20 protein-coding genes and 2 pseudogenes are annotated in these 23429 nt (G+C 59.4%); 1 reads left to right on the top strand and 21 read right to left on the bottom strand.

Annotation, left to right across the window (positions count from 1 at the left end; genetic code table 11):
* Window positions 1–26: 26 nt before the first annotated feature.
* The 16 genes and pseudogenes from BLS26_RS21390 to BLS26_RS21315 all read right to left on the bottom strand — a co-directional run bounded on the left by BLS26_RS21390 (window position 27) and on the right by BLS26_RS21315 (window position 14916).
* Window positions 27–641, bottom strand: coding sequence for a PadR family transcriptional regulator (locus tag BLS26_RS21390; RefSeq protein ID WP_092514406.1), 615 nt, complete (start codon window positions 639–641; stop codon window positions 27–29).
* Between the two features lie 205 nt (window positions 642–846).
* A pseudogene (locus BLS26_RS36840) lies at window positions 847–1105 on the bottom strand (aminotransferase class III-fold pyridoxal phosphate-dependent enzyme); the annotation flags it as partial.
* Window positions 1102–1743 (bottom strand): dethiobiotin synthase, encoded by a 642-nt coding sequence (gene bioD, locus BLS26_RS21380; RefSeq protein WP_092514404.1) that lies wholly within the window; start codon window positions 1741–1743, stop codon window positions 1102–1104. The pseudogene BLS26_RS36840 and the gene bioD, both read right to left, overlap by 4 nt.
* Window positions 1740–2870: an 8-amino-7-oxononanoate synthase gene (locus tag BLS26_RS21375; RefSeq protein ID WP_092514402.1), complete on the bottom strand. Its 1131-nt coding sequence runs from the start codon at window positions 2868–2870 to the stop codon at window positions 1740–1742. Before BLS26_RS21375 ends, bioD begins: the two co-directional genes overlap by 4 nt.
* A gap of 171 nt (window positions 2871–3041) precedes the next feature.
* Window positions 3042–3389 carry an aspartate 1-decarboxylase gene (gene panD / locus BLS26_RS21370; protein ID WP_092518344.1) on the bottom strand — a complete coding sequence of 116 codons (348 nt, stop codon included), beginning with the start codon at window positions 3387–3389 and terminating at the stop codon, window positions 3042–3044.
* A gap of 434 nt (window positions 3390–3823) precedes the next feature.
* Window positions 3824–4129: a Dabb family protein gene (locus BLS26_RS21365; protein WP_092514400.1), complete on the bottom strand. Its 306-nt coding sequence runs from the start codon at window positions 4127–4129 to the stop codon at window positions 3824–3826.
* Window positions 4130–4220: 91 nt separating this feature from the next.
* The gene (locus BLS26_RS21360) at window positions 4221–5402 is read right to left on the bottom strand and encodes an acyl-CoA dehydrogenase (protein WP_092514398.1); all 1182 of its coding nucleotides are present in this window, start codon (window positions 5400–5402) and stop codon (window positions 4221–4223) included.
* 49 nt (window positions 5403–5451) lie between these two features.
* Entirely contained in the window at window positions 5452–5844 is a 393-nt protein-coding gene (locus tag BLS26_RS36835) for a RidA family protein (RefSeq protein WP_092518343.1), read from the bottom strand.
* A 123-nt stretch (window positions 5845–5967) separates the two neighbouring features.
* Window positions 5968–6276 (bottom strand): annotated as a pseudogene (locus BLS26_RS37260) (acyl-CoA thioesterase); the annotation flags it as partial.
* A 98-nt stretch (window positions 6277–6374) separates the two neighbouring features.
* Complete coding sequence (locus BLS26_RS21345; RefSeq protein WP_371361000.1) at window positions 6375–7880, bottom strand: AMP-binding protein; 1506 nt, start codon at window positions 7878–7880, stop codon at window positions 6375–6377.
* A 220-nt stretch (window positions 7881–8100) separates the two neighbouring features.
* A complete protein-coding gene (locus BLS26_RS21340) occupies window positions 8101–9276 on the bottom strand; it encodes an acyl-CoA dehydrogenase family protein (RefSeq protein ID WP_092514394.1) in 1176 nt (391 codons plus the stop codon).
* A gap of 12 nt (window positions 9277–9288) precedes the next feature.
* On the bottom strand, window positions 9289–10140 hold the full coding sequence (locus tag BLS26_RS21335; RefSeq protein WP_092514392.1) for an enoyl-CoA hydratase family protein: 852 nt from the start codon (window positions 10138–10140) through the stop codon (window positions 9289–9291).
* Window positions 10137–10721 (bottom strand): MarR family winged helix-turn-helix transcriptional regulator, encoded by a 585-nt coding sequence (locus tag BLS26_RS21330; protein ID WP_092514390.1) that lies wholly within the window; start codon window positions 10719–10721, stop codon window positions 10137–10139. The genes BLS26_RS21335 and BLS26_RS21330 overlap by 4 nt, the downstream gene beginning before the upstream one ends.
* 1 nt (window position 10722) lies before the next feature.
* A complete protein-coding gene (locus tag BLS26_RS21325) occupies window positions 10723–11505 on the bottom strand; it encodes an SDR family NAD(P)-dependent oxidoreductase (protein WP_092514388.1) in 783 nt (260 codons plus the stop codon).
* Window positions 11506–11510: 5 nt separating this feature from the next.
* Window positions 11511–13865, bottom strand: coding sequence for a bifunctional salicylyl-CoA 5-hydroxylase/oxidoreductase (locus BLS26_RS21320; RefSeq protein ID WP_092514386.1), 2355 nt, complete (start codon window positions 13863–13865; stop codon window positions 11511–11513).
* A gap of 463 nt (window positions 13866–14328) precedes the next feature.
* A complete protein-coding gene (locus BLS26_RS21315; protein WP_092514384.1) occupies window positions 14329–14916 on the bottom strand; it encodes a TetR/AcrR family transcriptional regulator in 588 nt (195 codons plus the stop codon).
* 88 nt (window positions 14917–15004) lie between these two features.
* Between BLS26_RS21315 and BLS26_RS21310 the strand changes: the two genes are divergently transcribed.
* Entirely contained in the window at window positions 15005–16522 is a 1518-nt protein-coding gene (locus tag BLS26_RS21310) for an MFS transporter (RefSeq protein WP_244541644.1), read from the top strand.
* Window positions 16523–17195: 673 nt separating this feature from the next.
* On the opposite strand, the gene sucD is transcribed toward BLS26_RS21310, so the two are convergent.
* The 5 genes from sucD to BLS26_RS21285 form a co-directional block, all read right to left on the bottom strand.
* Window positions 17196–18080, bottom strand: a complete 885-nt coding sequence (gene sucD / locus BLS26_RS21305; RefSeq protein ID WP_092514382.1) for a succinate--CoA ligase subunit alpha — start codon at window positions 18078–18080, stop codon at window positions 17196–17198.
* Window positions 18081–18083: 3 nt separating this feature from the next.
* Entirely contained in the window at window positions 18084–19280 is a 1197-nt protein-coding gene (sucC, locus tag BLS26_RS21300) for an ADP-forming succinate--CoA ligase subunit beta (RefSeq protein ID WP_092514380.1), read from the bottom strand.
* A gap of 62 nt (window positions 19281–19342) precedes the next feature.
* Window positions 19343–20308, bottom strand: coding sequence for a malate dehydrogenase (gene mdh, locus BLS26_RS21295; protein ID WP_092514378.1), 966 nt, complete (start codon window positions 20306–20308; stop codon window positions 19343–19345).
* Between the two features lie 446 nt (window positions 20309–20754).
* Window positions 20755–22959, bottom strand: a complete 2205-nt coding sequence (locus tag BLS26_RS21290) for a xanthine dehydrogenase family protein molybdopterin-binding subunit (protein WP_092514376.1) — start codon at window positions 22957–22959, stop codon at window positions 20755–20757.
* Entirely contained in the window at window positions 22959–23366 is a 408-nt protein-coding gene (locus BLS26_RS21285) for a (2Fe-2S)-binding protein (RefSeq protein ID WP_371360998.1), read from the bottom strand. The genes BLS26_RS21290 and BLS26_RS21285 overlap by 1 nt, the downstream gene beginning before the upstream one ends.
* Window positions 23367–23429 lie beyond the last annotated feature (63 nt).

Here is a 23429-nt window from a genome sequence, read left to right as displayed (position 1 = left end):
GGGCAAACGTTTCGCGGGATCATGCGCTAGCTGCGCTCGATCGCGACGGCGGCCGCATCGAGGGCGGCGGCGATATCGCGGACCTGCTGCTCGGTAAGGGGACCGCGGGCCGCGCGCAAGCGAAGCGCCATCTTCAGGTTGATCCGGGCGCGTAGAATCTCCGGCGCGGGACCACCGCCATGCGCGGTGTTGACCGATTGCATGCGCGCCAGCGCCTGATCCAGCGCGGTTTTGTTCGCTTCGATGTAGGCGGTGCCATCGGGCGTGATGGTGTAGAGCTTCTTGCCGTCGGCTTCCGCCACGGTCGCGTGTCCGAGTTCTTCGAGCATAGTCAGGGTCGGATAAATCACGCCGGGGCTCGGACTGTAGGTGCCGGCGACGCGATCCTCGATCTCCTTGATGATCTCGTAGCCGTGTCGCGGGCGCTCCGAAATCAAAGCGAGCACGACCAGGCGCAGCTCGCCGTGATCGAACAGACGTCCCGATTGACGGCCGCGTCCGCGCCGGTGGCGGCCGTGCCCGTCATCATGCGGGTGCCTGGTATCGCTGTCGTCATGGGACCTGCGGCCGAAGTGCCTGCCGTAGCGGTCGTGGTGATCTCGATGTTCGTGATGTTCGTGGTCTCTATGTCCGTGTTGCATGTTGTTTCCCTAGATGCTATTTAGATATATCTGATTATTTGATATATCTAAAGTACATCGAAGCGGGATGCAAGAGAGAAAAGAAAGATCCGCAATTCTTTGTCTTTTTGTTTAATTTCAAATGCTTACGTAACAAACGCGCTTCGATGCGGAGAAAAAGGGGGCGTAATCTTCCGCGTCATCTGCGGCGACTAGACTAGCGCCGACGCGCAAGCTGTTCCGCCGGTTCGCGCGTGAAACCAGCGAAGATCACCTGAGCGAGACGGTCCACCTGATCCTTGATTGCCTGCACATGTGCGGATGACGATGACCGTGGGTCATGACCTACCTGGAGGAAATGGCGTCGAAGATGCGGCAGCCATCGGCGGTCTCGAGCCAGGCGACCTCATTCTTGGCAATCAGCGTCGGGCGGGCTGCACGGCATGCTGAGTGAACGGATGCCATATCGGAGACGTCGACTTCATCCGGCAGAGTCCTTCAACAAGTCGCCAATATTGAAATGGCGGGCAAAGGCGGCCCCTAGCGTGCCACCCGTTAGCGGAGCGAGATGCGGGAGGCGGCCAAGGCGCCGGGCGCGACCCATTTCGACGATGATACGCTCAGATTCGGGATTCTCGTCACCAATGAAGGCGATACCAAGAAGCGGAATACCGCGAGCACGCAGCGCCTCTATCGACAAGAGGCTGTGATTAATCGTTCCGAGCGTCGTCCGGGCACAGAGCGCCACCGGCTCGCACCACCGCGCAATGACGTCGATGTAAGCGACTTCTCGCGTCAGCGGCACTAGCAACCCGCCGGCCCCCTCCACCACCAGCGGCCGGTTCGTATCCGGCAGAACGAGCGCCTCTGGATCGATGGTAATGCCATCAATTTCGGCAGCAAGATGCGGCGAAGCCGGCGTCTTCAGCCGATAGGCCTCCGGCAACGCCCGCTCTTCAGACAGACCCGAAAGCCGCAGGACCGCTTGCCTGTCCGTCTCCTCTAGCAGACCGGCCTGGATCGGTTTCCAATAGATCGCTCCAAGAGCACCGACGAGCGCGGCAGCAAAAACAGTCTTGCCGACGCCAGTATCGGTACCAGCTACAATGATGCGCGCAGTCATCCGGCGTTTCGCATTTCTTCCGCGAGCGCTTCGAACAAACCTGCGACGATTGCCTCGTCGACGTTCGCGGTCAGCGCGATGCGGACGCGCGCCGTGCCCTCGGCAACGGTCGGCGGGCGTATCGCTCGGATATCAAAACCTCGTCGCTGCAAAGAGTCAGCAAGTGCAACAGCTGCCTGATCCGCGCCGACGATTATAGGAAGAATATGGGATCCAGACGGCTCGATGTTGCAGCGACGGCGAAGCTCGCTTCCCGCGAATTGAACCAGACGCGCGAGCCGACCACGGCGCTCGGGATTGGTTCGGGACAGTTCGAGGGCCACACGGGTGACCGCGGCGATCAGCGGCGAAGGCGCGGTCGCGTAGATGAAGGGGCGGGCGCGGTTGACGAGAAAATCGCGGACGATTCTCGGCGCAAGGATAAAGCCGCCGACCGTCCCTAGCGCCTTGCCGCAGGTGTGCACTGTGATGACATTGTCGCGGCCCTCGAAGGTTGCGGCGAGCCCCCGCCCCTGCGGCCCGAGCACGCCGGTCGCATGCGCCTCATCGATGACGACCATGGCTTCATGGCGATTTGCGACAGCAAATAATTCAGCAAGGTCCGGGCTGTCGCCGTCCATACTGTAGAGGCTCTCGACCGACAGCCAGGGCCGACCTTTGCCGCCGGCCGCGCGCCAACGGACGATTGCTGTGTCAAAGGCGTCGATATTGTTATGGGGAACTCCCACGAAATTCGTACGTCCCCGACGCAGGCCTTCGTGGACGCTCGCATGGATCAACTCGTCGTGGACTACAAGATCCCGCTGCTGCGGCAAAGTCGAGAAGATCGCAAAATTGGCTACGTAACCACCGCCAAAATACAGCGCTGTTTCGGCACCGAAATAGGCTGCGGCTTCGCTTTCGAGCGCTTCGTGCTCAGGATGATTGCCGCGCAACAGGCGCGATCCGCCCGCTCCCATGGGCACGCCACGTGCCACCGCGTCGGCAGCCGCACGCCTCAATTCCTCGGATTCGGCCAAGCCAAGATAATCGTTCGACGTGAAATCTATTCCTGAGCGCATCCGAAGCGAGCGCAACCGACCCTGCCCTGCGAGTTCGCGCAGATCCGTTTCGAATCCCTCATGCATTAGCTTTCATCCCGCACGGTTAACTAAGCCTGGCACTGCCTGGGTGTCCTCATCTGGATCGTCCTCTTCGACATCAAGTCTAGCTTAGCCGCTGCCGGCTTTGCGTGCCCGTCTCGTCAGCACAGCAGCGAGCCATTTCGAACCGATGCCAGCACTCGTCGGTGTCAACTCCTAGACCTCCTGATTCTTCTCGTTGACGAGGACGACGCGCGGTTGAAAGCCGCGCGCTTCAGCATCGTCGAAATTCGCGTAGGCGACGATGATGACTTTGTCGCCCGCCATCGCGAGTCGCGCGGCCGCGCCGTTTAGCCCGATGATACCGGAACCGGCAGGCGCCTCGATGACATAGGTCGAAAAACGCGCGCCGGTGTCGATATTATAGATATCGACGCGCTCGTTGAGGAGGAAGCCGGCAGCATCGATCAGCGTCCGATCGATCGAGATTGAACCTTCATAGTGCAAATCCGCTTCCGTTACGTGCGCACGGTGGATCTTGCCTTTCATCAGGGTGACTTGCATCGACGATATCCGTTTTTTGAGGGCCGGAATTGCAGGCATCGCGTTAGGACGCTCTCAGCCTCCGGTCAATCTTCAAGCTTGCCGTACAGATGCGCCGATAGGCTGCGCACCTATAGGCTATGACAATTGTGGTTGGCGGCTTCTCCCCGACAAAACTTTAGCCAATCAAAATTAGCTCGGCTGAAACGAGCGTCGTTCAAACGTTCTCCAAGTAATGGCTTTGCGAGAACGTCATCCTCCATAAACTCCGCCCACGCCCCCTTCACGATTACTCCTTCCTCGGTAGTTGAAAGTCTCGCCTCAGTCCGTCATTGAAACGATTGCAATGCCGCGCAGACAGTGCGCGCCTCGAACCAAATCATTTCATTCCAATTCAACGTCGCGCTGAACAATTCACCACGAGGACGCGATTTCTGTTTGTGATACCACTTATCTCACATGGACCGCACGGCGCTTGCTGTGTCGTAGTCCACGGCGAATCTTAGCTCTCGAAGCGGCCGTACGAGCCTGATGGCTTCTTCATAGAGCGCGTGTGCTTTATAGGCAGCAAGCGCTGTTTCATCATCGAATTCGCCATAGACGACGACATCGATCTTATTTTCAATTTGGTCCGTTTTTGCATTGCGCGCAATTTCGAATCGACGCGCGTGTGGGATCTTGGCGAGAAGCGCGAGGCCATCGATAACGCGTGCGATGTCGGCCTCATTTTTGGCGCTGAACAGAACGATGTGACGAATCATAATTATGTAGAAACTGAGGGGTGAAACTTTGGCGATTCTTCTCCGCCTCCTTCCGCTCGCTTCCGCTAACGGCTGAGGCGCTTCGATTGTATCAGAACGCCGCTATGCCCGTGATCGCGCGACCGAGTATCAACGCGTGAATGTCGTGCGTGCCCTCGTATGTGTTCACCACCTCAAGGTTCACCAGATGCCGCGCGACGCCAAACTCGTCGCTGATACCGTTACCGCCGAGCATATCGCGGGCTGTTCGGGCAATCTCCAACGCTTTGCCGCAACTATTGCGTTTCATGATGCTGGTGATCTCAACTGCGGCGTCGCCCTCATCTTTCAGGCGACCCAAACGCAAGCAGCCTTGCAGGCCGAGCGTAATGTCGGTGAGCATGTCGGCGAGTTTCTTCTGGACCAGTTGGTTCGACGCGAGAGGCTTGCCGAACTGCTTGCGGTCGAGCACGTACTGGCGCGCGCGCAGGTAGCAATCCTCCGCTGCACCGAGCGCGCCCCATGCGATGCCGTAGCGTGCGCTATTGAGGCATGTGAACGGGCCCTTCAACCCGCGAACATGGGGAAAGGCATTCTCTTCCGGACAGAAAACCTCGTCCAGAACGATCTCGCCCGTGATGGAGGCCTTCAGGCCGACCTTGCCGTGCACCACCGGAGCCGAGAGACCCTTGGCCCCCTTCTCCAGCACAAATCCACGGATCGAGCCCTCGTCATCCTTGGCCCAAACGACAAAAACATCCGCGATCGGGCTGTTCGTGATCCACATTTTCGCGCCGGATAAAGAGTATCCACCGCTTACCTTGCGCGCGCGCGTGACCATGCTGCCGGGATCCGAGCCATGGTTGGGCTCCGTCAGGCCGAAACACCCGATCCACTCTCCACTGGCGAGCTTGGGCAGAAATTTTTGCTTGGTGGCTTCGTTTCCGAATTCGTTGATTGGCACCATCACCAGCGAACTCTGCACGCTCATCATGGAGCGGTAGCCGGAGTCCACCCGCTCGACCTCTCGTGCAATGAGCCCGTAGCTCACATAATTCAGCCCCGCGCCGCCATACCCTTCAGGAATAGTCGCACCGAGCAGACCCAATTCGCCCATTTCCCGAAAGATCGCGATATCGGTGCGCTCGTGGCGGAAGGCCTCAAGCACACGCGGAAGCAGCCTATCCTGGCAATATTGCTGCGAGGTATCGCGCACGGCTCGCTCATCCTCGCTCAGCTGGTTACCGAGATGCAGGGGATCGGACCAATCGAATGCGGCATGTGACGAACTCATGTCAGGTTCTCCTCAACATTTTGCGTGGACATTTGCACGACCCGCGTTGTCATTCAGGCACGACGGCAGTGACTTCGATTTCAACTCTCGCGCGGTCGTCCATCAACGCGCTGACCTGAACCGCCGTCATGGCGATGTCATAACTGCCGATAATTTCGCGAAACGCCGCGCCGATGGAAGGCAACGCAGTCAGGTATTCCCGTTTGTCCATTACGTACCAGGTCATGCGCGAGATGTGCGCAGGCTTTGCGTCGCCTGCGCCGAGCACGGCCACGATGTTCTGCAGGGCTTGCCGCGCCTGCCCTGCGAAATCGTCGGTGTGGAATACCTCGTTGGCGTCCCAGCCAATCATACCCGACACGAAGATCTGCCGGCCGGTGACCGAGACACCATTGGCGTAACCCTTTGGACGCTTCCAGCCTTGTGGCAACAATGTATGCATCGCTGATTTCCTTGTTGATCCAGTGGTTATTTGCGATGAGCAAGCATCGCAGAAGCGTTCAATGGCGACGCGAAGGTCCGGCGGGATTGGCGTGGCCCAGTGCGTTTGAAGGCTTGTTGTGACGATGACTTGGCGCGCCCGGAGACGCTCCTCGCCACCAGATCTACAATACAGCAAAAGCACCAGGGAGCGTGTCCCGATTTTTTCCACTTGGAGACCGAAAGAGACGACGTCGCCCAAGCGACTGATGGCGCGAAAGTCGGTCTGCAAGCTCACGGTTGGCATGCCGATGCGGCGGCTGCCAATCAGGTCGGCATAGGAAATACCGAGACCATCCGTGATCCAATCCTCGACCAGACCGTTCAAGCGGACGAAATACTGCGGAAAAAACACGATGCCGGACGGGTCGCAGTCGCTGAAGCGAATACGCATCGTTCTTTCAAAACGTGAACGCCGGATAGGTTCGTTTGCCACGTCAGGCTCCGACAAAGTGGGTGCGAAGGTCGGGGTCACCGGTATTGCCGATAGGGCTAGTGAAAATCGTGCAGCTTGAACCGCTGCAGCTTCCCCGTCTGCGTTCTTGGCAGCTTCTCGATGAAGGCCACCGCGCGCGGATATTTATAGGGCGCCACGGTCTTCTTGACGAAATCCTGCAGCGTTTTGACCATCGTTTCGTCGGCAACATGGCCGGGCCTCAGGACGACAAAGGCCTTGACGATTTGACCGCGTTCTTCATCCGGCTCGCCAATCACACCACATTCGGCCACCGCCGGATGCAGCATCAAGGCGTCCTCGATCTCAGGGCTAGCAATGTTGTATCCAGCCGAAATGATCATGTCGTCGGTGCGCGCGTGGTAGTAGAAATAGCCGTCGGCGTCGCGCATATAGGCGTCTCCCGTGTAGTTCCATCCATTCCGAACATAGCTCTTCTGGCGATCGTCAGCGAGATAGCGGCAGCCGGTCGGTCCCTTTACGCGCAACTTTCCAACCACGCCGGGCGGCACTTCGTGATCGTTGTCGTCAACCACTTCGGCCCGATAGCCGGGCACGGGAAGTCCCGTGGCGCCAGGCCGTGCGTTCGCCTCGTCAGCTGAAATGAAGATGTGCAGCATCTCGGTCGCGCCGATGCCGTCGATCAATTCGATTCCGGTCGCCTCCTTCCACAACGCCCGCGTCGATGCCGGCAACGCCTCGCCGGCCGAGACGCATTTGCGCAGCGGCGTCCTGCGCAGCTCCACACCGCGTGCCGCCAAGGTCCGGTACGATGTCGGCGCCGTGAATAGCACGGTGGCGCCAAATTCCTTGATAGCGTCGAGCAATTGCGGAGGGCTGCACTTTTCGAGCAATACCGTCGAGGCGCCAATCGACATCGGGAAAAGCAGCATGCCACCCAGGCCGAAGGTAAATGCCAGGGGCGGGCTGCCAATGAACACGTCGTCAGGCATCGCGCGCAACACGTGCGGCGGCCAGCAGCGGCAGCTTGCCATAATATCCCGATGGAAATGCATCGTTGCCTTCGGCACGCCTGTGGTTCCCGACGTAAAGCCCAGCAAGCAGATGTCGTCCGAGGCGGTGTCGACGTTCTCGAACGGGGGGGAAAAGCGCTCCATGGCGTGCTCGAGGCTATCCGGGCCATCATAGTTGAAGTGACGCATCCAGCGCATGTCCGGACAAGCCTGCGAAGCTTCACGCATGTCGTCCGCCAGGCTGGCGTCACACAGCGCGTGACTGACCTGACCGATGTCGATGATAGCCTTCAATTCCTTGGCGCGCAGCAACGGCATGGTTGCCACCGCAATGCCGCCGGCCTTGATTACAGCAAACCAGCAAGCCGCGAGCATCGGATTGTTGGGCGCGCGCAACAGCACGCGATTGCCCGGAATGAGACCCATCTCATTGACCAGCACATGCGCGATACGATCAGCCTTGTCCTTCAAGTCACTATAAGTCCAGGTCAGACCGGGCGCGCGGATGCAGACGCGTTCCCCGCGTCCTTCGATAACATGGCGGTCGAGAAGCTCGGTCGCACAATTCATCCGCTCCGGAAACGTCAGCTCCGGCAATTCGAACAGGAACTCCGGCTGCAGTTCCGGGGCAGGCAACCTGTCGCGAGCGAAGGTGTCTATGTGGGCACTGGGCATGAAAGACCTCGTTACGGCAGTTCGATCCAGAGCATTTCCAAGCGAAGTGGATGCCGGTTCGCGCCAGGAAGACACTTCAAACTAGAGAGCGTCGATTCTGATTCAATCGGAACCACTAGCCGGGACTTTGACTGACGCTGCGCAACAACTCGCGCGCGATGATCAGCTGCTGTACTTCGGTGGCGCCCTCATAGATCCGCAGCGCGCGGATCTCGCGGTACAAACGTTCGACGGGCATTTCGGAAACCACGCCCAGGCCGCCCCAGAGCTGCACCGCGGCGTCAATAACCTGCTGCGCACCCTCAGTAGCCACCATCTTAGCCATCGCCGCTTCCTTGGTGACATTGCGGCCCTGGTCGCGCTGCCAGGCAGCGCGATAGGTCAGAAGGGCGGCGCTATCGATCGTAGTCGCCATCTGCGCCAACTTGGCCTGAGTGAGCTGGAAATCGGATAGCACGCCATTGAACATCTTGCGGCTCGTGGCCCGCGCGAACCCCTCGGCCAATGCGCGACGCGCGAACCCAACAGCAGCCGCCGCAACCGACGTGCGGAACACGTCGAGCGTGCGCATCGCCACCTTGAATCCTTCGCCCGGTGCACCCACGCGCTGCGTCTCGCTCACGCGGCAATTGGTAAATCGCAAGCGCGCCAGCGGATGCGGCGCGATGACATTGATACGCTCGGCGATCTCGAATCCCGGCGTGTCGGCATCAACGATGAAGGCGCTGATACCCCTCGCCCCTGGCGCCTCGCCGGTGCGCGCGAAAACAACGTAGAAATCGGCGATACCACCATTCGATATCCAGGTCTTCTCGCCATCGAGCACGTAGTCGCTGCCGTCGGCCCTTGCGGCGCAACTCATGGCGGCGACGTCCGAACCGGCCGCAGCCTCCGAGAGAGCAAATGCCGCGATCGCTTCACCGCGCGCAACGCGCGTCAGGTAGCGTGCTTTCTGCTTGTCGGTGCCGGCCAGACTGATCGCGCCGGAACCCAGACCCTGCATGGCAAATGCAAAGTCGGCGAGGCCCGAATGGCGCGCCAGCGTCTCGCGGATCAGACAGATCGCGCGCGTATCGATGGCATCCGTGGCGCCGCCCCATTCGCGACCGCCGACGGCATTGCTCAGCCAGCCGTCCGCCCCCAGAGCACGCACCAGCGCTCGGCATTCGGCATCGATGTCATGGCCATGGTGTTGCGACACTAAGCGTTTGGCCCATGCATCCAGCGTCAACGCCAATTCACGGTGACGCGGCTCAAAAAATGGCCAGTCCAGATAGCTTGTATCGGTCATGTCATGTCCCTCTCAATTGCCTTCGAATGCCGGCTTGCGACGATCGACGAAAGCCTCATAAGCCCGCTTGAAGTCCTGGGTGAGCATGCACAGCGCCTGCGCCTGCGCTTCAGCCTCGATCGATTGCTCGATCGTCATGGACCATTCCTGGTGCAGCATGGTCTTGGTGATCCCGTTGGCAAAGGTGGGACCGGCCGCGAAATCACGGGCCAGGCTCGCTGCCTCCGTCAGAAGATTCTCCGGCGTCACAAGTCGGTTGAAGAAGCCCCAGCGTTCCCCCTCCTCGCCACCCAGTGAGCGACCGCTGTAGAGCAGTTCGCTGGCACGACCTTGACCAATGATCCGCGGCAGAATCGCGCAGGCTCCCATGTCGCAGCCCGCCAGGCCCACCCGATTGAACAGAAAGGCGACCTTGCTTCGCGCCGTGCCCAGACGCAGATCGCTCGCCATCGCGACAATCGCGCCGGCACCGGCGCATACGCCATCGACCGCCGCCACGATGGGCTGCGGACAGCGGCGCATCGCAAGCACGAGATCGCCGGTCATGCGTGTGAACGTCAGCAGATCCGGCGCACTAAGCTGCACCAAGGGGCCAATGATCTCGTGCACATCGCCGCCAGAGCAGAAATTGTCGCCGGCCCCCGCAATCACGACGGCGTGCACGTCGGTTGCATAGGCAAGCAGACGAAACAGATCACGCAGCTCCGCGTAGCTCGCAAAGGTGAGAGGGTTCTTGCGCTCAGGACGGTTGAGGGCGATGGTGGCAACGCCGCCTTCCACCTGCCAGCGGAAATTCACGGCTCGATAGCCGTTGAACTGGCGGCGATTACCTTCCACCAACGCGGGATCGAGATGCGAGGTCATCGAATTTCCTTGCGATTGTTCCGGCGGGGCTTGCCTGGACTGCTCGATCTCTCACTGGGAGCGTCGATTTCCTTTCGGGACAGATGAACTCGAAACTGACCAAGGAGCTCGTGGAGCGCGTCCCTTTGGTCGATGCCGAGGCCGTCGAGCATTTCCACCAGCCAGGCCTCATGCGCTTCGGCCATCAGCAGGAATTGCTTGCGGCCGGCGACGGTGAGCTTGACGATCATCGAACGGCGGTCGAAGCTATCAGACGCCCGCTCGACCCAGCCATCGGCCACCAATTGATCGGTAAGGCCCGTTACATTACCGCCGGTCACCATCAGGTATCGCGAAAGCGCGCTCATCCGCAGGCCTTCGGGGTAGCGCTCGAGCTGGGCAAGATAATCGAAGCGAGGCAAGGTTGTCTCGAAGCGCTTACGCAGGCGGCTACGTATTTCCTGCTCGATTTGGGTGCTGCATGAGAGCAGCCGCAACCATAACTTAACCACACCATGGTCAGTCGACTGCGCGCGGGCCTCGCGCCCGATGCTGTTTTCGTCCAGCGCATCCGCCAACTTCAATTTAGGCGGCTTTTCCATCTCACATTACCTCGCCGCCACTGACGGAGATCGACTGGCCATTGATGGCGCTCGCACCGGAACTGCACAGCCAGGCTACGGTGCTGGCGACTTCTTCGGGCTGGATGATCCGTTCCTGTGGATTGTGCCGCGCGAATTCGGCGCGCGCTTCTTCGGCACCGCGCCCGGTCTTGGCGACGACATTATCTATACTCTCGCGCAACAGGTCGGTTTCTGTGTACCCCGGGCACACCGCGTTGACGGTAATGCCCTTGGAGGCAGCTTCCAGCGCCAGCGAGCGGGTCAAGCCAATGACACCGTGTTTAGCCGCCGCGTAGGCGCTGACATAGGCGTAACCGCGCTGGCCTGCCGTGCTGGAGATATTCACGATGCGGCCCCACCGGGCCGCAAGCATTCCCGGCAGCGCCGCGCGCGCGCATAGAAATGTACCGGTCAGGTTGACCGCGAGCATCCGCTGCCACAATTCGTCACTGGTCCGGCCAAACGGCGCACTCGCCGCCTGCCCCGCGTTGTTGATCAGGATGTGCGCGGTGCCGCCCGAGATCTTTCCGAACGCCAGCTTAACCACCGCCGGATCAGCGACGTCGCAGACGATCACTTGCGGCTCAGCGGAAGCAGGAAGTTCGGCGGCAAGCTCCTGCAGGGGCCCTTCCTGCCGTCCGAGCAGCGTGAGGTGCGCGCCATCCGCGGCTAGACGCCGCGCGATCGCCGCACCGATGCCGCGAGCGGCGCCGGTCACAACCGCACGTCGGCCGGCAAGGGATGAAACGATACCGTCGACCATCGACGTCAGAGCTTTTCGGGCACAGGCAGTGCAGCCATCGCCTTCTCGCGGGCGAAGTTTGCCTCCATCTGGACCTTCGCCGAGCGGTATTGTTGGGGCCAACTCACTTCCGTGAAGCCAATCTTCGCAGATTCGGTCAGCGTCCATGCCGGATTGGCCAGATGCGGTCGCGCAACGGCGCACAGGTCGGCGCGGCCGGCCGCGATGATGGAGTTCACATGATCAGCTTCGCTGATCGCCCCGACCGCGATCGTCGCAATTCCGGCCTCCTGCCGCACCCGGTCGGCGAAGGGAGTCTGGAACATGCGTCCGAACGTAATCTTTTCCTTCTTGCTGACCTGGCCTGACGAGCAGTCGATCAGATCCGCCCCCGCCGCCTTGAATGCCTTGGCGATTTCAACCGCGTCCGCCGGCGTGATGCCGCCTTCCACCCAGTCATGGGCGGAAATTCGCACCGACATTGGCAGATGTTCCGGCCATGCGGCGCGTACCGCGCGGAACACTTCCAGCGGGTAACGCAGCCGGTTCTGCAGCGAGCCGCCATATTCGTCGTCACGGTGATTGGTCAGCGGGGAAATGAAACTCGAGAGCAGATAGCCGTGCGCGCAGTGCAGTTCGAGCCAGTCAAACCCGGCCTGTCCGGCGCGGCGCGTCGCGACGACAAATTCGTCGCGGACGCGATCCATCTCGTCCCGCGTCATGGCGCGCGATAACTGGCTTTCGCCTTCGAGGTATTGCTGCGGAGAGGCACTGACGAGCGGCCAGTTCGGTTCGCCACCGCTTTCGGGCAACGGCTTATCGATGCCGTCCCATGGGCGGCGGGTCGAACCCTTGGCGCCGGAATGCCCGATCTGCATAGCGATCTTCGCATCAGAAATGCCGTGCACCCAGTCCACGATGCGCTTCCAGGCCTGCATCTGCTCGTCGTTCCACAGGCCGGGGCAGCCGGGCGTAATGCGCGCTTCCGGGCTTGGGCAGGTCATTTCGGCGACCACCATGCCGGCGCCGCCCATCGCTCGGGCGCCCAGATGCACCAGGTGATAGTCACCGGGAATGCCATCGACGGCGGAATATTGCGCCATCGGGGAGACGACGACCCGGTTCTTCAGTGTCACCGAACGCAGCTTGAAGGGCGTGAACATCGGCGGCAGAGCACGCAGCGATGGCGCCCGCTCCAACGGAGTGCGCGCCGCGAACCATTTCTCGTACCCCTCAAGCCACCCCTTGTCACGCAGTCGCAAATTCTCGTGACTGATCCGCTGGCTGCGGGTCAGCATTGAGTACATGAATTGCTCGGGCTCAAGCTGGTCGCAATAGCGTTCCCCGCAAACCTCGAACCATTCCATCGCATTCCAGGCCGCGTTCTGCAGCCTGAGCGTCTCGATGCGACGGGCTTCCTGATACTGCGCGAGAACGCCCGGAATATTCTCGGGCTTGTCGCCATGAATTTTGAACTGGCGGGCCAGCTCAATCGCATCCTCGATTGCAAGCTTGGTGCCCGAACCAATGGCGAAGTGCGCAGTGTGGACAGCGTCGCCCATGAGCACCACATGGCTGCCATTGCGGTTTTTCAGCCACCATTGTTCGCAAACGACCCGCTGGAAATTCAACCAGGCCGATCCACGAAGATGGGGCGCATTGCTCATCAGCTTGGCGCCCTCGAGATTGTCCGCAAACAGCTTCTCGCAAAAGGCGATCGACTGATCCTGGTCGGCCTTATCCAAACCATGGGCAAGCCAGACGTGTTCCGGACACTCGACAATGAACGTCGAGGTTTCCTTGTCGAATTTGTAGATGTGGGCCTGGAACCAGCCGTGTTCGGTGCGCTGGAAGTCGAACGTGAATGCGTCATACAACTTGTGTGTTCCAAGCCAGATGAAGCGATTAGGACGCACGACGATATCCGGCTTGAAGGTGGCCGCGTATTTTTCCCGGATTCTCGAATTGATGCCGTCGCTGGCAATCACAAGGTCCGCGTCAGAATAATCTTCGTCTGAGCCGGCTTCGCATTCGAAAACGAGCTTCACGCCCAGCCGCTCGCAACGGGCCTGCAGAATGTTAAGCAGCTTCTTGCGGCCGATTCCCACAAAGCCGTGCCCACCGGAACGAATACGCCCGCCCTTGAACAACAGGTCGATATCATCCCAGTGACTGAAGGACTGGCGGATTTCTCCGCAGGTCTCGGGGTCCCAGCGCTCCATGTTTTCCATGGTCGCATCCGAGAACACGACGCCCCAACCAAAGGTGTCGTAGGGCTTGTTGCGCTCAACCACTGTCACGTCATGCGACGGATGAAGCTTCTTCATGAGCAGCCCGAAGTATAGGCCGGCGGGGCCGCCCCCAATGCAGACTATCTTCATGCGCGCCCCTCACGAACATCGGCCAATTGCTTGTGGCCATCTGATGCACTCGAAAACTTCCTTTACACTTAAAATGTTTAAGTATCAAACAAATATTGACGCCAATTTTGGTTGGCCCCTAACACATTGCAAAGCAAGACGATTTCGGCACATGCTCGCCGGTAGGCGCGACCGCGCAAAACAACTGGTATCGGCGCCTACAGAGCTAAAGACGCCGAAATATTGGGGCGCTTTCGTCGGGCTTTTGCAAATAGAAGCCGCACTCAGCCCAACTACCGGATTAGTTCAGCTCCGAAAATCATGATATGCAATACGAGCCTCTGCGACGTCAGCAAGATCACGATGGGGCCTTGAGCTTGCTGTTAAGGCATTAGCTGACCTGGTCGTGGCGCTCATCCGCACAAAATCTGTTCCGCGTAACGCAATAGAGCGTTGCCACCGGCGATCCTTTGCTCGTCCGCGATCACATTCCTCTCGCTCTTTTGCTAGCCGGTAATTCTCCTGACGATCGTTCGAGGATGTTCACGATCTGATTTGTTATTGCATTCCACGTTGCTTCTGAGAATTCGAGAACCTTGAAGCCGCGAAGGAAAAACGCGCCTTCCGACGCGACAAAGGCGAGAGCCAAACTTCGACCCTCTTCCGTAGATAGATCGAGAGCATCAAGGCGCGTCTGATTGACTTTCCAATATTGCGCCAACCGCCCAGGTTGGAGCATCAAAAGGTTGAGCATCACCGATGAACGGCTCCAAGACTTTGCGTTAAACTCTCCTCGCCCGGCAGCTATGTAAGCGCGCATTGCGGTCGCTGGATCAGGATTCTCCCCCGCTATCGCCGAGACCCTGGCCTCAAAGTCATTCATCCACCGCTCGTACATTTTATCCAGCAACTGATCTTTACTGCCGAAGCAATACTGGACACCGCCCTTGGTAATACCGGCGGCCTTAGCGACGGCATCGATCGTAAGAGCTGCGGGCCCTTTTTCGCTCACAATGGCTTCAGCAAGGTCGAGTACCTGTTCGCGATCAATGGAGCGACGTCGGCCAGCCATTTTCTATCCTTCTTTTTAATTCCATACGTATGTATATAAACATCTGCGCTTAGCGCGGCGCGACCCCGTCACATCCAACTTCTGGTGAATGATGCTTTACAACAATAACAATAGATGGCTCGTGTTGGTCGTCGTCTCAACCGCACTTTTTCTCATTAGCATTGATATGACGGTACTTTATACGGCTTTGCCGCGGCTGACCCACGATCTTGGCGCCAGCAACAATCAAAAACTCTGGATCGTCAACGCGTTTCCGCTTGTAATGGCAGGCCTGCTCCCAACTATGGGTGCGCTTGGCGACCGGGTTGGTCACCGCCGGACCTTTCTTTGGGGCCTCGTCGCTTTCGGACTTGCCTCTCTAGTCGGGGCTTATGCGCCTTCTGCGAACACGCTGATCGCGGCCCGCGCTTTCCTTGCTGTCGGCGCATCCATGATGATGCCAGCCACACTTTCGCTCCTGCGACTAACGTTCACGACCGACAAAGATCGCGCGTTCGCAATCGGCATTTGGGCCTCGGTCTTTTCCGGTGGTTTCGCGGTCGGTCCGTTGATTGGCGGCGCTTTGCTGGGCCATTTCTGGTGGGGCTCCGTCTTCCTCATCAACGTCCCCGTGGTGTTGATCGCCCTTATCCTGACTCCGCTCGCAATTCCTTCTGAAAAAGGCAACTTGGGGAGGCAACTTGATCCCGTTAATTCGCTTCTCGCCGTGGCCGCAATGGTCAGCTTATTCTATGGACTGATGGAAGTCGCAAAGCCGGACGCAAAATGGCTAGACGCCGCTTTCGCGATCTTCATCGGCATCACGTTCGGGGTCCTGTTCGTTCGCCGGCAGAGCCGCTCGGCAAGTCCTATGATTGACTTCGCGCTGTTCAAAAACGAGCGCTTTACATCTGGCGCGCTTACCGCACTCGTTGCAACTGTGGCGGGTATGGGTGTACAACTCGCGCTCACACAGCGTCTGCAGCTTGTGATCGGCTATTCGCCGCTTTACGCGGCCGTTTTCATACTGCCTGTCTCGATCGCGTCCTTTATTGCAGGTCCCCTCAGCGGACTTGTGCTGCACACAATAGGCGTCGGTCGGGCGCTCTGGGCGAGTCTGGTCATCGCCGCGATTGGCCTCATCGGCTATACCATCTTCCGTGACAGCGGCCTTGTCGAGCAAGTCGTGAGCCTTGCCATATTTGGATTCGGTGTAGGCTTGGGGTCGGCGACGGCCTCAACCGCCATCATGATCAACGCGCCGGAAGACAAGGCCGGCATGGCCGCTTCGATCGAGAGCGTCGCTTTTGAACTCGGCGGTGTGCTTGGCATCGCCATCATGGGTAGCGTCCTGTCGTTCGTCTATGCAACTACTCTCGTACTACCGCAGGGACTTCATGACCCGGCTCTCGCCAGAGACAGCCTCGATCAAGCGTTACTGCTTGCCGAACACATGTCCGGCGACGGAGCAGTGAAATTGGTCACTCAGGCAAAAGCGGCCTTCGACAGCGCCTTCGTCGCCGTCATGGTCGCTGGCATCGTAATCTTTTTCCTGATGACAGCAGTGATCGCCTGGATCACAAGCGGGGCGAAGGCATCTGACCCCTCCCATTCGGCCCACGCATAGACTAGCCTTTTCAGGGTCATTGTCGAAGTCCGATGCCCCCCAGTCACGCGACGAGACCGCCGGCTCTGTGATCGCGGTGGTCTCGAAGCGCCGCGATGTAAGGCATCACGTCTATCTTGACAGAAACGTTGGTCAAGATAGGTGCCCTGCTGACATTCGTCTTCGCTGCGTCGGCGATTTGATTTGACCCGACGCGAAGCGTACACGATGGGAGCGCCCGGGGCGCCACACACTAAATAAAGTCCGCTGAATGATCTTCGTAGCAGAAATGAACCGATCTAAAGTCTTCGGCACTCTTCGTCCCGTGCTTCATGTCGATGATCTGGTCGAGCCGGGAACGGAACAGGTCCTGCTCTCCCGTCTCCCGCCGTTCCCGTGGCTGCATCTGGTCCCCCGCCAAAGCTTCAAAGGCGAGTGAATCACAAATCAATTTTGCAAGGAATCCCCTTCCGCAGGCCCGATTCCCAGCAAACTCGATTGCCGCAGCGTGCCGTTTCCAGATTCCAAATCAACGACTTGGGAATTCTTCACGCACGACGAAGCGCTGGAAAAGAAAAAGGCCCCGGAGCGTCTCCGGAGCCTTGTAGATTTCTTGCAGATTTCTTGCCTTTTTTTAGCCGCCGAACGGCTTCAAGCCGTCGCGGTCGCCGGCACCGCACGGGTCAAAGCTGCGTTACTTGCGCAGCAGCTCCGCCAGCGTCTTGCCGAGGCGCGCCGGGGACGGCGACACGGTAATCCCCGCGGCTTCCATCGCCACGGTCTTGGAACCGGCGTCGCCCTTGCCGCCGGAGATGATAGCGCCGGCATGGCCCATGCGGCGGCCGGGAGGCGCGGTAACCCCGGCGATGAAACCGACCATCGGCTTCTTGCGGCCACGCTTGGCCTCGTCCTTGATGAACTGGGCGGCGTCCTCCTCGGCGGAACCGCCGATTTCGCCGATCATGACGATCGAGGTGGTCTTGGGGGCGGCCAGGAACATCTCCAGCACGTCGATGAATTCGGTGCCTTTGACCGGGTCGCCGCCGATGCCGACCGCGGTGGTCTGGCCGAGGCCTTCCTGGGTGGTCTGGAACACGGCTTCATAGGTCAAGGTGCCCGAACGCGAGACGATGCCGACGCTGCCGGGCTTGAAGATATTGGCCGGCATGATGCCAATCTTGCACTCGCCCGCGGTCATCACGCCCGGGCAGTTCGGCCCGATCAGGCGCGATTTCGATCCGCTCAGCGAGCGCTTCACCCAGACCATGTCGAGCACCGGAATGCCTTCGGTAATGCAGACGATCAGCGGAATTTCCGCATCGATCGCTTCGCAGATCGCATCTGCCGCGCCCGGCGGCGGGACATAGATCACCGACGCGTCGGCGCCGGTCTTTTCGCGCGCTTCGGCGACGGTGTCGAACACCGGCAATCCGAGATGCACAGCGCCGCCTTTGCCCGGCGAGGTGCCGCCCATCATCTTGGTGCCGTACGCGATCGCGGCCTCGGAATGGAACGTGCCGTTCTTGCCGGTAAAGCCCTGGCAGATGACTTTGGTATTCTTGTCGATCAGAACGGACATCGCTTACTTCCCCTTCACAGCGTTCACGATTTTCTGCGCGGCATCGTCGAGATTGTCGGCGGCCACGACGTTGAGACCGGAGTCGCGGATGATCTGCTTGCCAGCGTCGACGTTGGTACCTTCGAGCCGCACCACCAGCGGCACTTTCAGGCCGACTTCCTTGACGGCGGCCACCACGCCTTCGGCGATGATGTCGCATTTCATGATGCCGCCGAAGATGTTGACCAGGATGCCCTTCACGTTGGGATCGGCGGTGATGATCTTGAACGCCGCGGCCACCTTTTCCTTGCTGGCGCCGCCGCCGACGTCGAGGAAGTTCGCCGGCTCCATGCCGTAGAGCTTGATGATGTCCATGGTCGCCATCGCAAGGCCGGCGCCGTTGACCATGCAGCCGATGGTGCCGTCGAGCGTGACGTAGTTGAGATCGTATTTCGACGCCTCGATTTCCTTGGCGTCCTCTTCGGTCTCGTCGCGGAGTGCTGCGACTTCCGGATGGCGGTACATCGCGTTGTCGTCGAACGACACCTTGGCGTCGAGCACGCGCAACAGGCCCTGCTTGGTGACGACCAGCGGATTGATTTCCAGCATCGCCATGTCCTTGGCGGTGAAGGCGTTGTAGAGCTGCGCCACCAGCTTCTCGGCCTGCTTGGCGAGATCGCCGGTTAGATTGAGCGCCTTCGCCACCGTGCGGCCGTGATGGCCCATGATGCCGGTCGCCGGATCGACCGAAAAGGTGATGATCTTCTCAGGGGTGTTGTGTGCGACGTCCTCGATGTTGACGCCGCCCTCGGTCGAGACCACGAACGAGACTTCGCTAGTTTCGCGGTTGACCAGGATCGAGAGATAGAACTCCTTGTCGATGTCGGAGCCGTCCTCGATGTAGAGGCGGTTGACCTGCTTGCCGTGCGCGCCGGTCTGGATCGTGACCAGGGTTGCGCCCAGCATCTGCTTGGCGAACTCGTTGACCTCGGCGACCGACTTGGCGATACGAACGCCACCCTTGTCGCCGGCCGAGGCTTCCTTGAACTTGCCCTTGCCGCGGCCGCCGGCGTGGATCTGGCTCTTGACCACCCAGATCGGACCGCCGAGTTCCTTCGCAGCCGCTTCCGCTTCGGAAGCCTTGAAGATCGGCACGCCGCGCGACACCGGCACGCCGAGCTCCTTCAACAACGCCTTCGCCTGATACTCGTGAATATTCATCGATTGCTCCTGAAGACTTCAATCCGAATGCTTGGGCCGCTTAAGCAGCGACGTTAAGCGACTTACTTAAGCAGATCCGGCGCGATCTTGCGGCAGGCGTCGACCAGGCCCTGCACCGAGGCGACCGACTTGTCGAACGCCTCGCGGTCCTTGCCGGACAGCTCGATCTCGACAATGCGCTCGACGCCCTTGGCGCCGATCACCACCGGGACGCCGACATACATGTCCTTCACGCCATATTCGCCGTTGAGATAGGCGGCGCAGGGCATCACGCGCTTCTTGTCCTTCAGATAGCTCTCGGCCATCGCGATCGCGGAGGCGGCCGGCGCATAGAACGCCGAACCGGTCTTCAAGAGATTCACGATCTCGGCGCCGCCGTTGCGGGTGCGGTCGACGATCTCGTCGATGCGGGCTTGCGAGGTCCAGTCCATCTTCACCAAATCAGGCAGCGGAATGCCCGCCACGGTGGAATATTTCGTCAGCGGCACCATGGTGTCGCCGTGGCCGCCGAGCACGAAGGCGGTGACGTCCTCGACCGAGACGTTGAACTCGTCGGCCAAAAAATAACGGAAGCGCGCCGAATCCAGCACGCCGGCCATACCGACCACCTTCTTGCTGGGCAGGCCCGAGGCTTTCTGCAGCGCCCAGACCATTGCGTCCAACGGGTTGGTGATGCAGATCACGAAGGCTTCGGGGGCGTATTTTATGATGCCGGCGCCGACCTGCTCCATGACCTTGAGATTGATGCTCAGCAGATCGTCACGGCTCATGCCGGGCTTGCGCGGCACGCCCGCGGTGACGATGACGACGTCGGCGCCATCGATCGCCTCATAGGAATTGGCGCCCGTCAGATACGAATCGAAGCCGTCCACCGGCGACGACTGGGCGATATCGAGCGATTTTCCCTGGGGCACACCCTCCGCGATGTCGAACAACACCACATCGCCCAATTCCTTCAGCCCGACCAGGTGAGCGAGCGTTCCACCAATCTGACCGGAGCCAATCAAAGCAATCTTGTTGCGTGCCATGGAAATCTGTCCTTTGAACCCAGCGGGAGGAGGGAGGGAAACTTGCCGTAAAGTCTTGCATGTCTTGCAAGGACGTCTTGAGGGGCTGTTAGCTCGTTCGCCGCACCCGCTCAAGTCGGTGATGGATCAATAATCCGGCTGGCGGCAAAGCTGCCCGAAAATTGGCAAACCGCGCGGCGGACGCCATCAGCTTCACACCATTGCCGTAGAGCGTATCGATCAGGGTAATGAAGCGCTTGGCGGCGCTGTTGCACGTTAAGCTGAAGAGCCAAGCCCACAAGGCGGCGTTATGTTTGCCGCGGTGCCGGCAGCTAAGCGCAGCTGCGGCCTCGCGACGATTTCCATCAGCAATCCGCCGACGCCCGTACCGACCGGCATCGATCGATCAGAGCTATCAATTCTGTCGGCTCCGCTATTTTAGGCGGAACCGACGAGCTCGTAGACGGCTAGGTAGCCAAGAGACCCTTCTTGATGGGCAGAACGCGTATTGTCTTGCCGGTGGCCGCCCTTAGAGCGTTGGCGACTGCGGGGCCGACGGGGGCCACGCCCATCTCCCCAACGCCGGTGGGCGGCTCCTCGGATGGAACAATATGCACTTCAACCTTGGGCATCTGATTGATCCGCAGTGGCGTGTAGGTATCAAAATTTTCCTGGTCAACCACCCCATTGGTCAAGGTCAGTTCCTCCTGAAGGATAGCGCCGAGCCCAAAGCCCACGGCACCTTCCATTTGCGCCCGGATCTGATCTGGATTGATAGCAATGCCGCAATCAACCGCGCAAACTACACGGTCAACGGAAAAGTCAGTACCGCCATTGAAAGTAATTTCGGCCACCTGCGCAACGAAGGTGCCCGGTTGCCCATGCGCTGGGATCTTTTCGTAAACGGCAACGCCGCGGTAGCGACCTTTTGGTAGCGGCCTGTCCCAACCTGCCTTTTCCGCGGCAAGTCGCAGCACAGTTGCGTGACGAGAATGCCCTTTAAGCATGGATAGGCGGAACTCTATCGGATCGCGCTTCGCCAAACTCGCCAGTTCGTCGATAAAGGTCTCGAGCGCGTAGATTGTGTGTCCGTTAGCAGTTGAGCGCCACCAAAGCACAGGGATTTTACTTTCCGCGTCCGTAATGCCGACATTAAGATTCTTCACTTCATATGGCAGATTATCGATCCCCTCCACAGATTTCGGGTCGACGCCATTTGCGACAATCTGCTTGAATATCGTGCCACTAAGGATCGATTGTCCAACCATATGGTCCTGCAACGCGACAAGGCGCCCGTCTTCGTCGAGACCGCCCTTAAACGAATGCACGAAGGCCGGTCGGTAGTTGCCACCTTTGATGTCGTTTTCGCGAGTCCATTGCAGCTTGATCGGCTTATCCGTGCCCAGCGCTTTTGCCGTGCTTACTGCATCGACAATCCAGTCGACATTTATTGGACCGCGGCGACCAAATCCCCCGCCCGTATTCATCAAGTGCAACTTCACTTTGTTTGGTGGGACCTGAGCGATACCAGCAACGGCATACTGGATCAGGCCGGGATGTTGAATACCCGACCAAATTTCGACCCCACCGTCGCTGATCTTCACCACCGCGTTGAGAGCCTCAAGCGGAGCATGAACGAGGTACGGGAATTCGTAAATGATTTCGACCTTTTGGACGGCTGTCTTTAATGCGGCGTTCGCATCACCGTCATTGCGCGCGATTGCCGCCGGCGTTCCCGCCGCAACCTTTTTGAAATCAGCGATCAGTTCCACCGATCCGCGCTGCTCCGCGGCGGTTTCGTCCCATTGTACCGATACCAAATCCCGCGCCTTCAGTGCGGACCACATGTCGCGGGCAACCACCGACACACCACGCGCTGATTGCACCACGTCGACCACACCAGCAACAGATTTCGCTTTGCTTGCATCGAAGCTCTTCACCGTAGCGCCGAACTTCGGAGCGTGAATGATGACGGCCGTAAGCATGCCTTCCATCTTCAGATCGATAGGATAGAGCTGCGTTCCATTAGTTTTGCGCGCTGAGTCGAAGCGGCGGACGTTTTCCGCACCGATCTTCGTCCATGCCGCTTTCGGTTTCAGCGGAACATCGACGGGGATAGGCATCTCGGCAGCGGCGGCCGCGAGCTCGCCGAAGGAAGCCTTTTTCGATCCGTGCACGATCACGCCATTGGCGACGCTGATTTCACGCTCCGCGACCTTCCATTGTTTGGCCGCCGCTGCCACTAGCATCATTCGTGCGGCAGCTCCGGCCTTGCGGTAACGTTGCCAGGATATCAGCATCGAGGTAGAGCCACCCGTGATTTCGAACGAGCCGTCACCCAGTGCAGTATTGCCGTAGTGTTTTGGATCCCCGTAAGCACCGACCACTTCCACCTGCGACCAATCGCCACCAAGTTCTTCCAGCACGAGGGTCGCGATGCCGAAGTGGACGCCCTGCCCCATATCATGCTGAGCGGTTCGAATCCGAATTCGGTTCTCGGGCGTTATCTCGACGTACGCCTGAACATCGTTGAGCGTTGAGCCCCCGGCCTGTCCGGCAGCCGGCGAGGCCACGGTCAGCCGATAGCCAACTGCGAGTCCCGCTACGGCTATCGTGCCAAGCATGAATTGTCGGCGTGACGCGTGTACGGTGTTTCTCAAATGCAACTGCATTATTTCCTCCCCAAACGGTGAGCTACCTCATGAATTGCTGCACGAATGCGATGGTAGGTAGCACAGCGACAGAGATTTCCGGCCATCGCTGAATCAATGTCATTGTCGGTCGGCTTCGGATTCTGCGACAAAAGTGCTGTCGCTGACATGATCTGTCCTGACTGGCAATAACCACACTGCGGAACGTCAAATTCAGTCCAAACCCTTTGAACCGTTTGCCCAACTTTGTTCGACAGGCCTTCAATCGTCACAACGGATCGGTTCGCCACATCGCCAATCGCGGTTTGACAGGAGCGAACAGGAACATCATCGACATGGACCGTGCAAGCGCCACATTGAGCGATGCCGCAACCATATTTCGTCCCCGTCAGGCCGATGACATCGCGAATTGCCCAAAGCAGGGGCATATCAGGATCAACGTCAAGCGCTCTGGATTTTCCGTTCAATGTAAGATTAATCAATCTATCCTC

The sequence above is a fragment of the Afipia sp. GAS231 genome (genome assembly GCF_900103365.1).
GTDB lineage: Bacteria > Pseudomonadota > Alphaproteobacteria > Rhizobiales > Xanthobacteraceae > Bradyrhizobium.
The sequence above is the reverse complement of the archived record's forward strand: the minus strand, read 5'-3'. Positions and strand labels throughout refer to the sequence as shown.

Excerpts from the sequence above, each read along its gene's own strand:
- BLS26_RS21390 (WP_092514406.1), bottom strand. The coding sequence starts at position 641 with ATGCAACACGGACATAGAGACCACGAACATCACGAACATCGAGATCAC.
- bioD (WP_092514404.1), bottom strand. The coding sequence starts at position 1,743 with ATGACTGCGCGCATCATTGTAGCTGGTACCGATACTGGCGTCGGCAAG.
- BLS26_RS21375 (WP_092514402.1), bottom strand. The coding sequence starts at position 2,870 with ATGCATGAGGGATTCGAAACGGATCTGCGCGAACTCGCAGGGCAGGGT.
- panD (WP_092518344.1), bottom strand. The coding sequence starts at position 3,389 with ATGCAAGTCACCCTGATGAAAGGCAAGATCCACCGTGCGCACGTAACG.
- BLS26_RS21365 (WP_092514400.1), bottom strand. The coding sequence starts at position 4,129 with ATGATTCGTCACATCGTTCTGTTCAGCGCCAAAAATGAGGCCGACATC.
- BLS26_RS21360 (WP_092514398.1), bottom strand. The coding sequence starts at position 5,402 with ATGAGTTCGTCACATGCCGCATTCGATTGGTCCGATCCCCTGCATCTC.
- BLS26_RS36835 (WP_092518343.1), bottom strand. The coding sequence starts at position 5,844 with ATGCATACATTGTTGCCACAAGGCTGGAAGCGTCCAAAGGGTTACGCC.
- BLS26_RS21345 (WP_371361000.1), bottom strand. The coding sequence starts at position 7,880 with ATGAATTGTGCGACCGAGCTTCTCGACCGCCATGTTATCGAAGGACGC.
- BLS26_RS21340 (WP_092514394.1), bottom strand. The coding sequence starts at position 9,276 with ATGACCGATACAAGCTATCTGGACTGGCCATTTTTTGAGCCGCGTCAC.
- BLS26_RS21335 (WP_092514392.1), bottom strand. The coding sequence starts at position 10,140 with ATGACCTCGCATCTCGATCCCGCGTTGGTGGAAGGTAATCGCCGCCAG.
- BLS26_RS21330 (WP_092514390.1), bottom strand. The coding sequence starts at position 10,721 with ATGGAAAAGCCGCCTAAATTGAAGTTGGCGGATGCGCTGGACGAAAAC.
- BLS26_RS21325 (WP_092514388.1), bottom strand. The coding sequence starts at position 11,505 with ATGGTCGACGGTATCGTTTCATCCCTTGCCGGCCGACGTGCGGTTGTG.
- BLS26_RS21320 (WP_092514386.1), bottom strand. The coding sequence starts at position 13,865 with ATGAAGATAGTCTGCATTGGGGGCGGCCCCGCCGGCCTATACTTCGGG.
- BLS26_RS21315 (WP_092514384.1), bottom strand. The coding sequence starts at position 14,916 with ATGGCTGGCCGACGTCGCTCCATTGATCGCGAACAGGTACTCGACCTT.
- BLS26_RS21310 (WP_244541644.1), top strand. The coding sequence starts at position 15,005 with ATGATGCTTTACAACAATAACAATAGATGGCTCGTGTTGGTCGTCGTC.
- sucD (WP_092514382.1), bottom strand. The coding sequence starts at position 18,080 with ATGTCCGTTCTGATCGACAAGAATACCAAAGTCATCTGCCAGGGCTTT.
- sucC (WP_092514380.1), bottom strand. The coding sequence starts at position 19,280 with ATGAATATTCACGAGTATCAGGCGAAGGCGTTGTTGAAGGAGCTCGGC.
- mdh (WP_092514378.1), bottom strand. The coding sequence starts at position 20,308 with ATGGCACGCAACAAGATTGCTTTGATTGGCTCCGGTCAGATTGGTGGA.
- BLS26_RS21290 (WP_092514376.1), bottom strand. The coding sequence starts at position 22,959 with ATGCAGTTGCATTTGAGAAACACCGTACACGCGTCACGCCGACAATTC.
- BLS26_RS21285 (WP_371360998.1), bottom strand. The coding sequence starts at position 23,366 with ATGCCCCTGCTTTGGGCAATTCGCGATGTCATCGGCCTGACGGGGACG.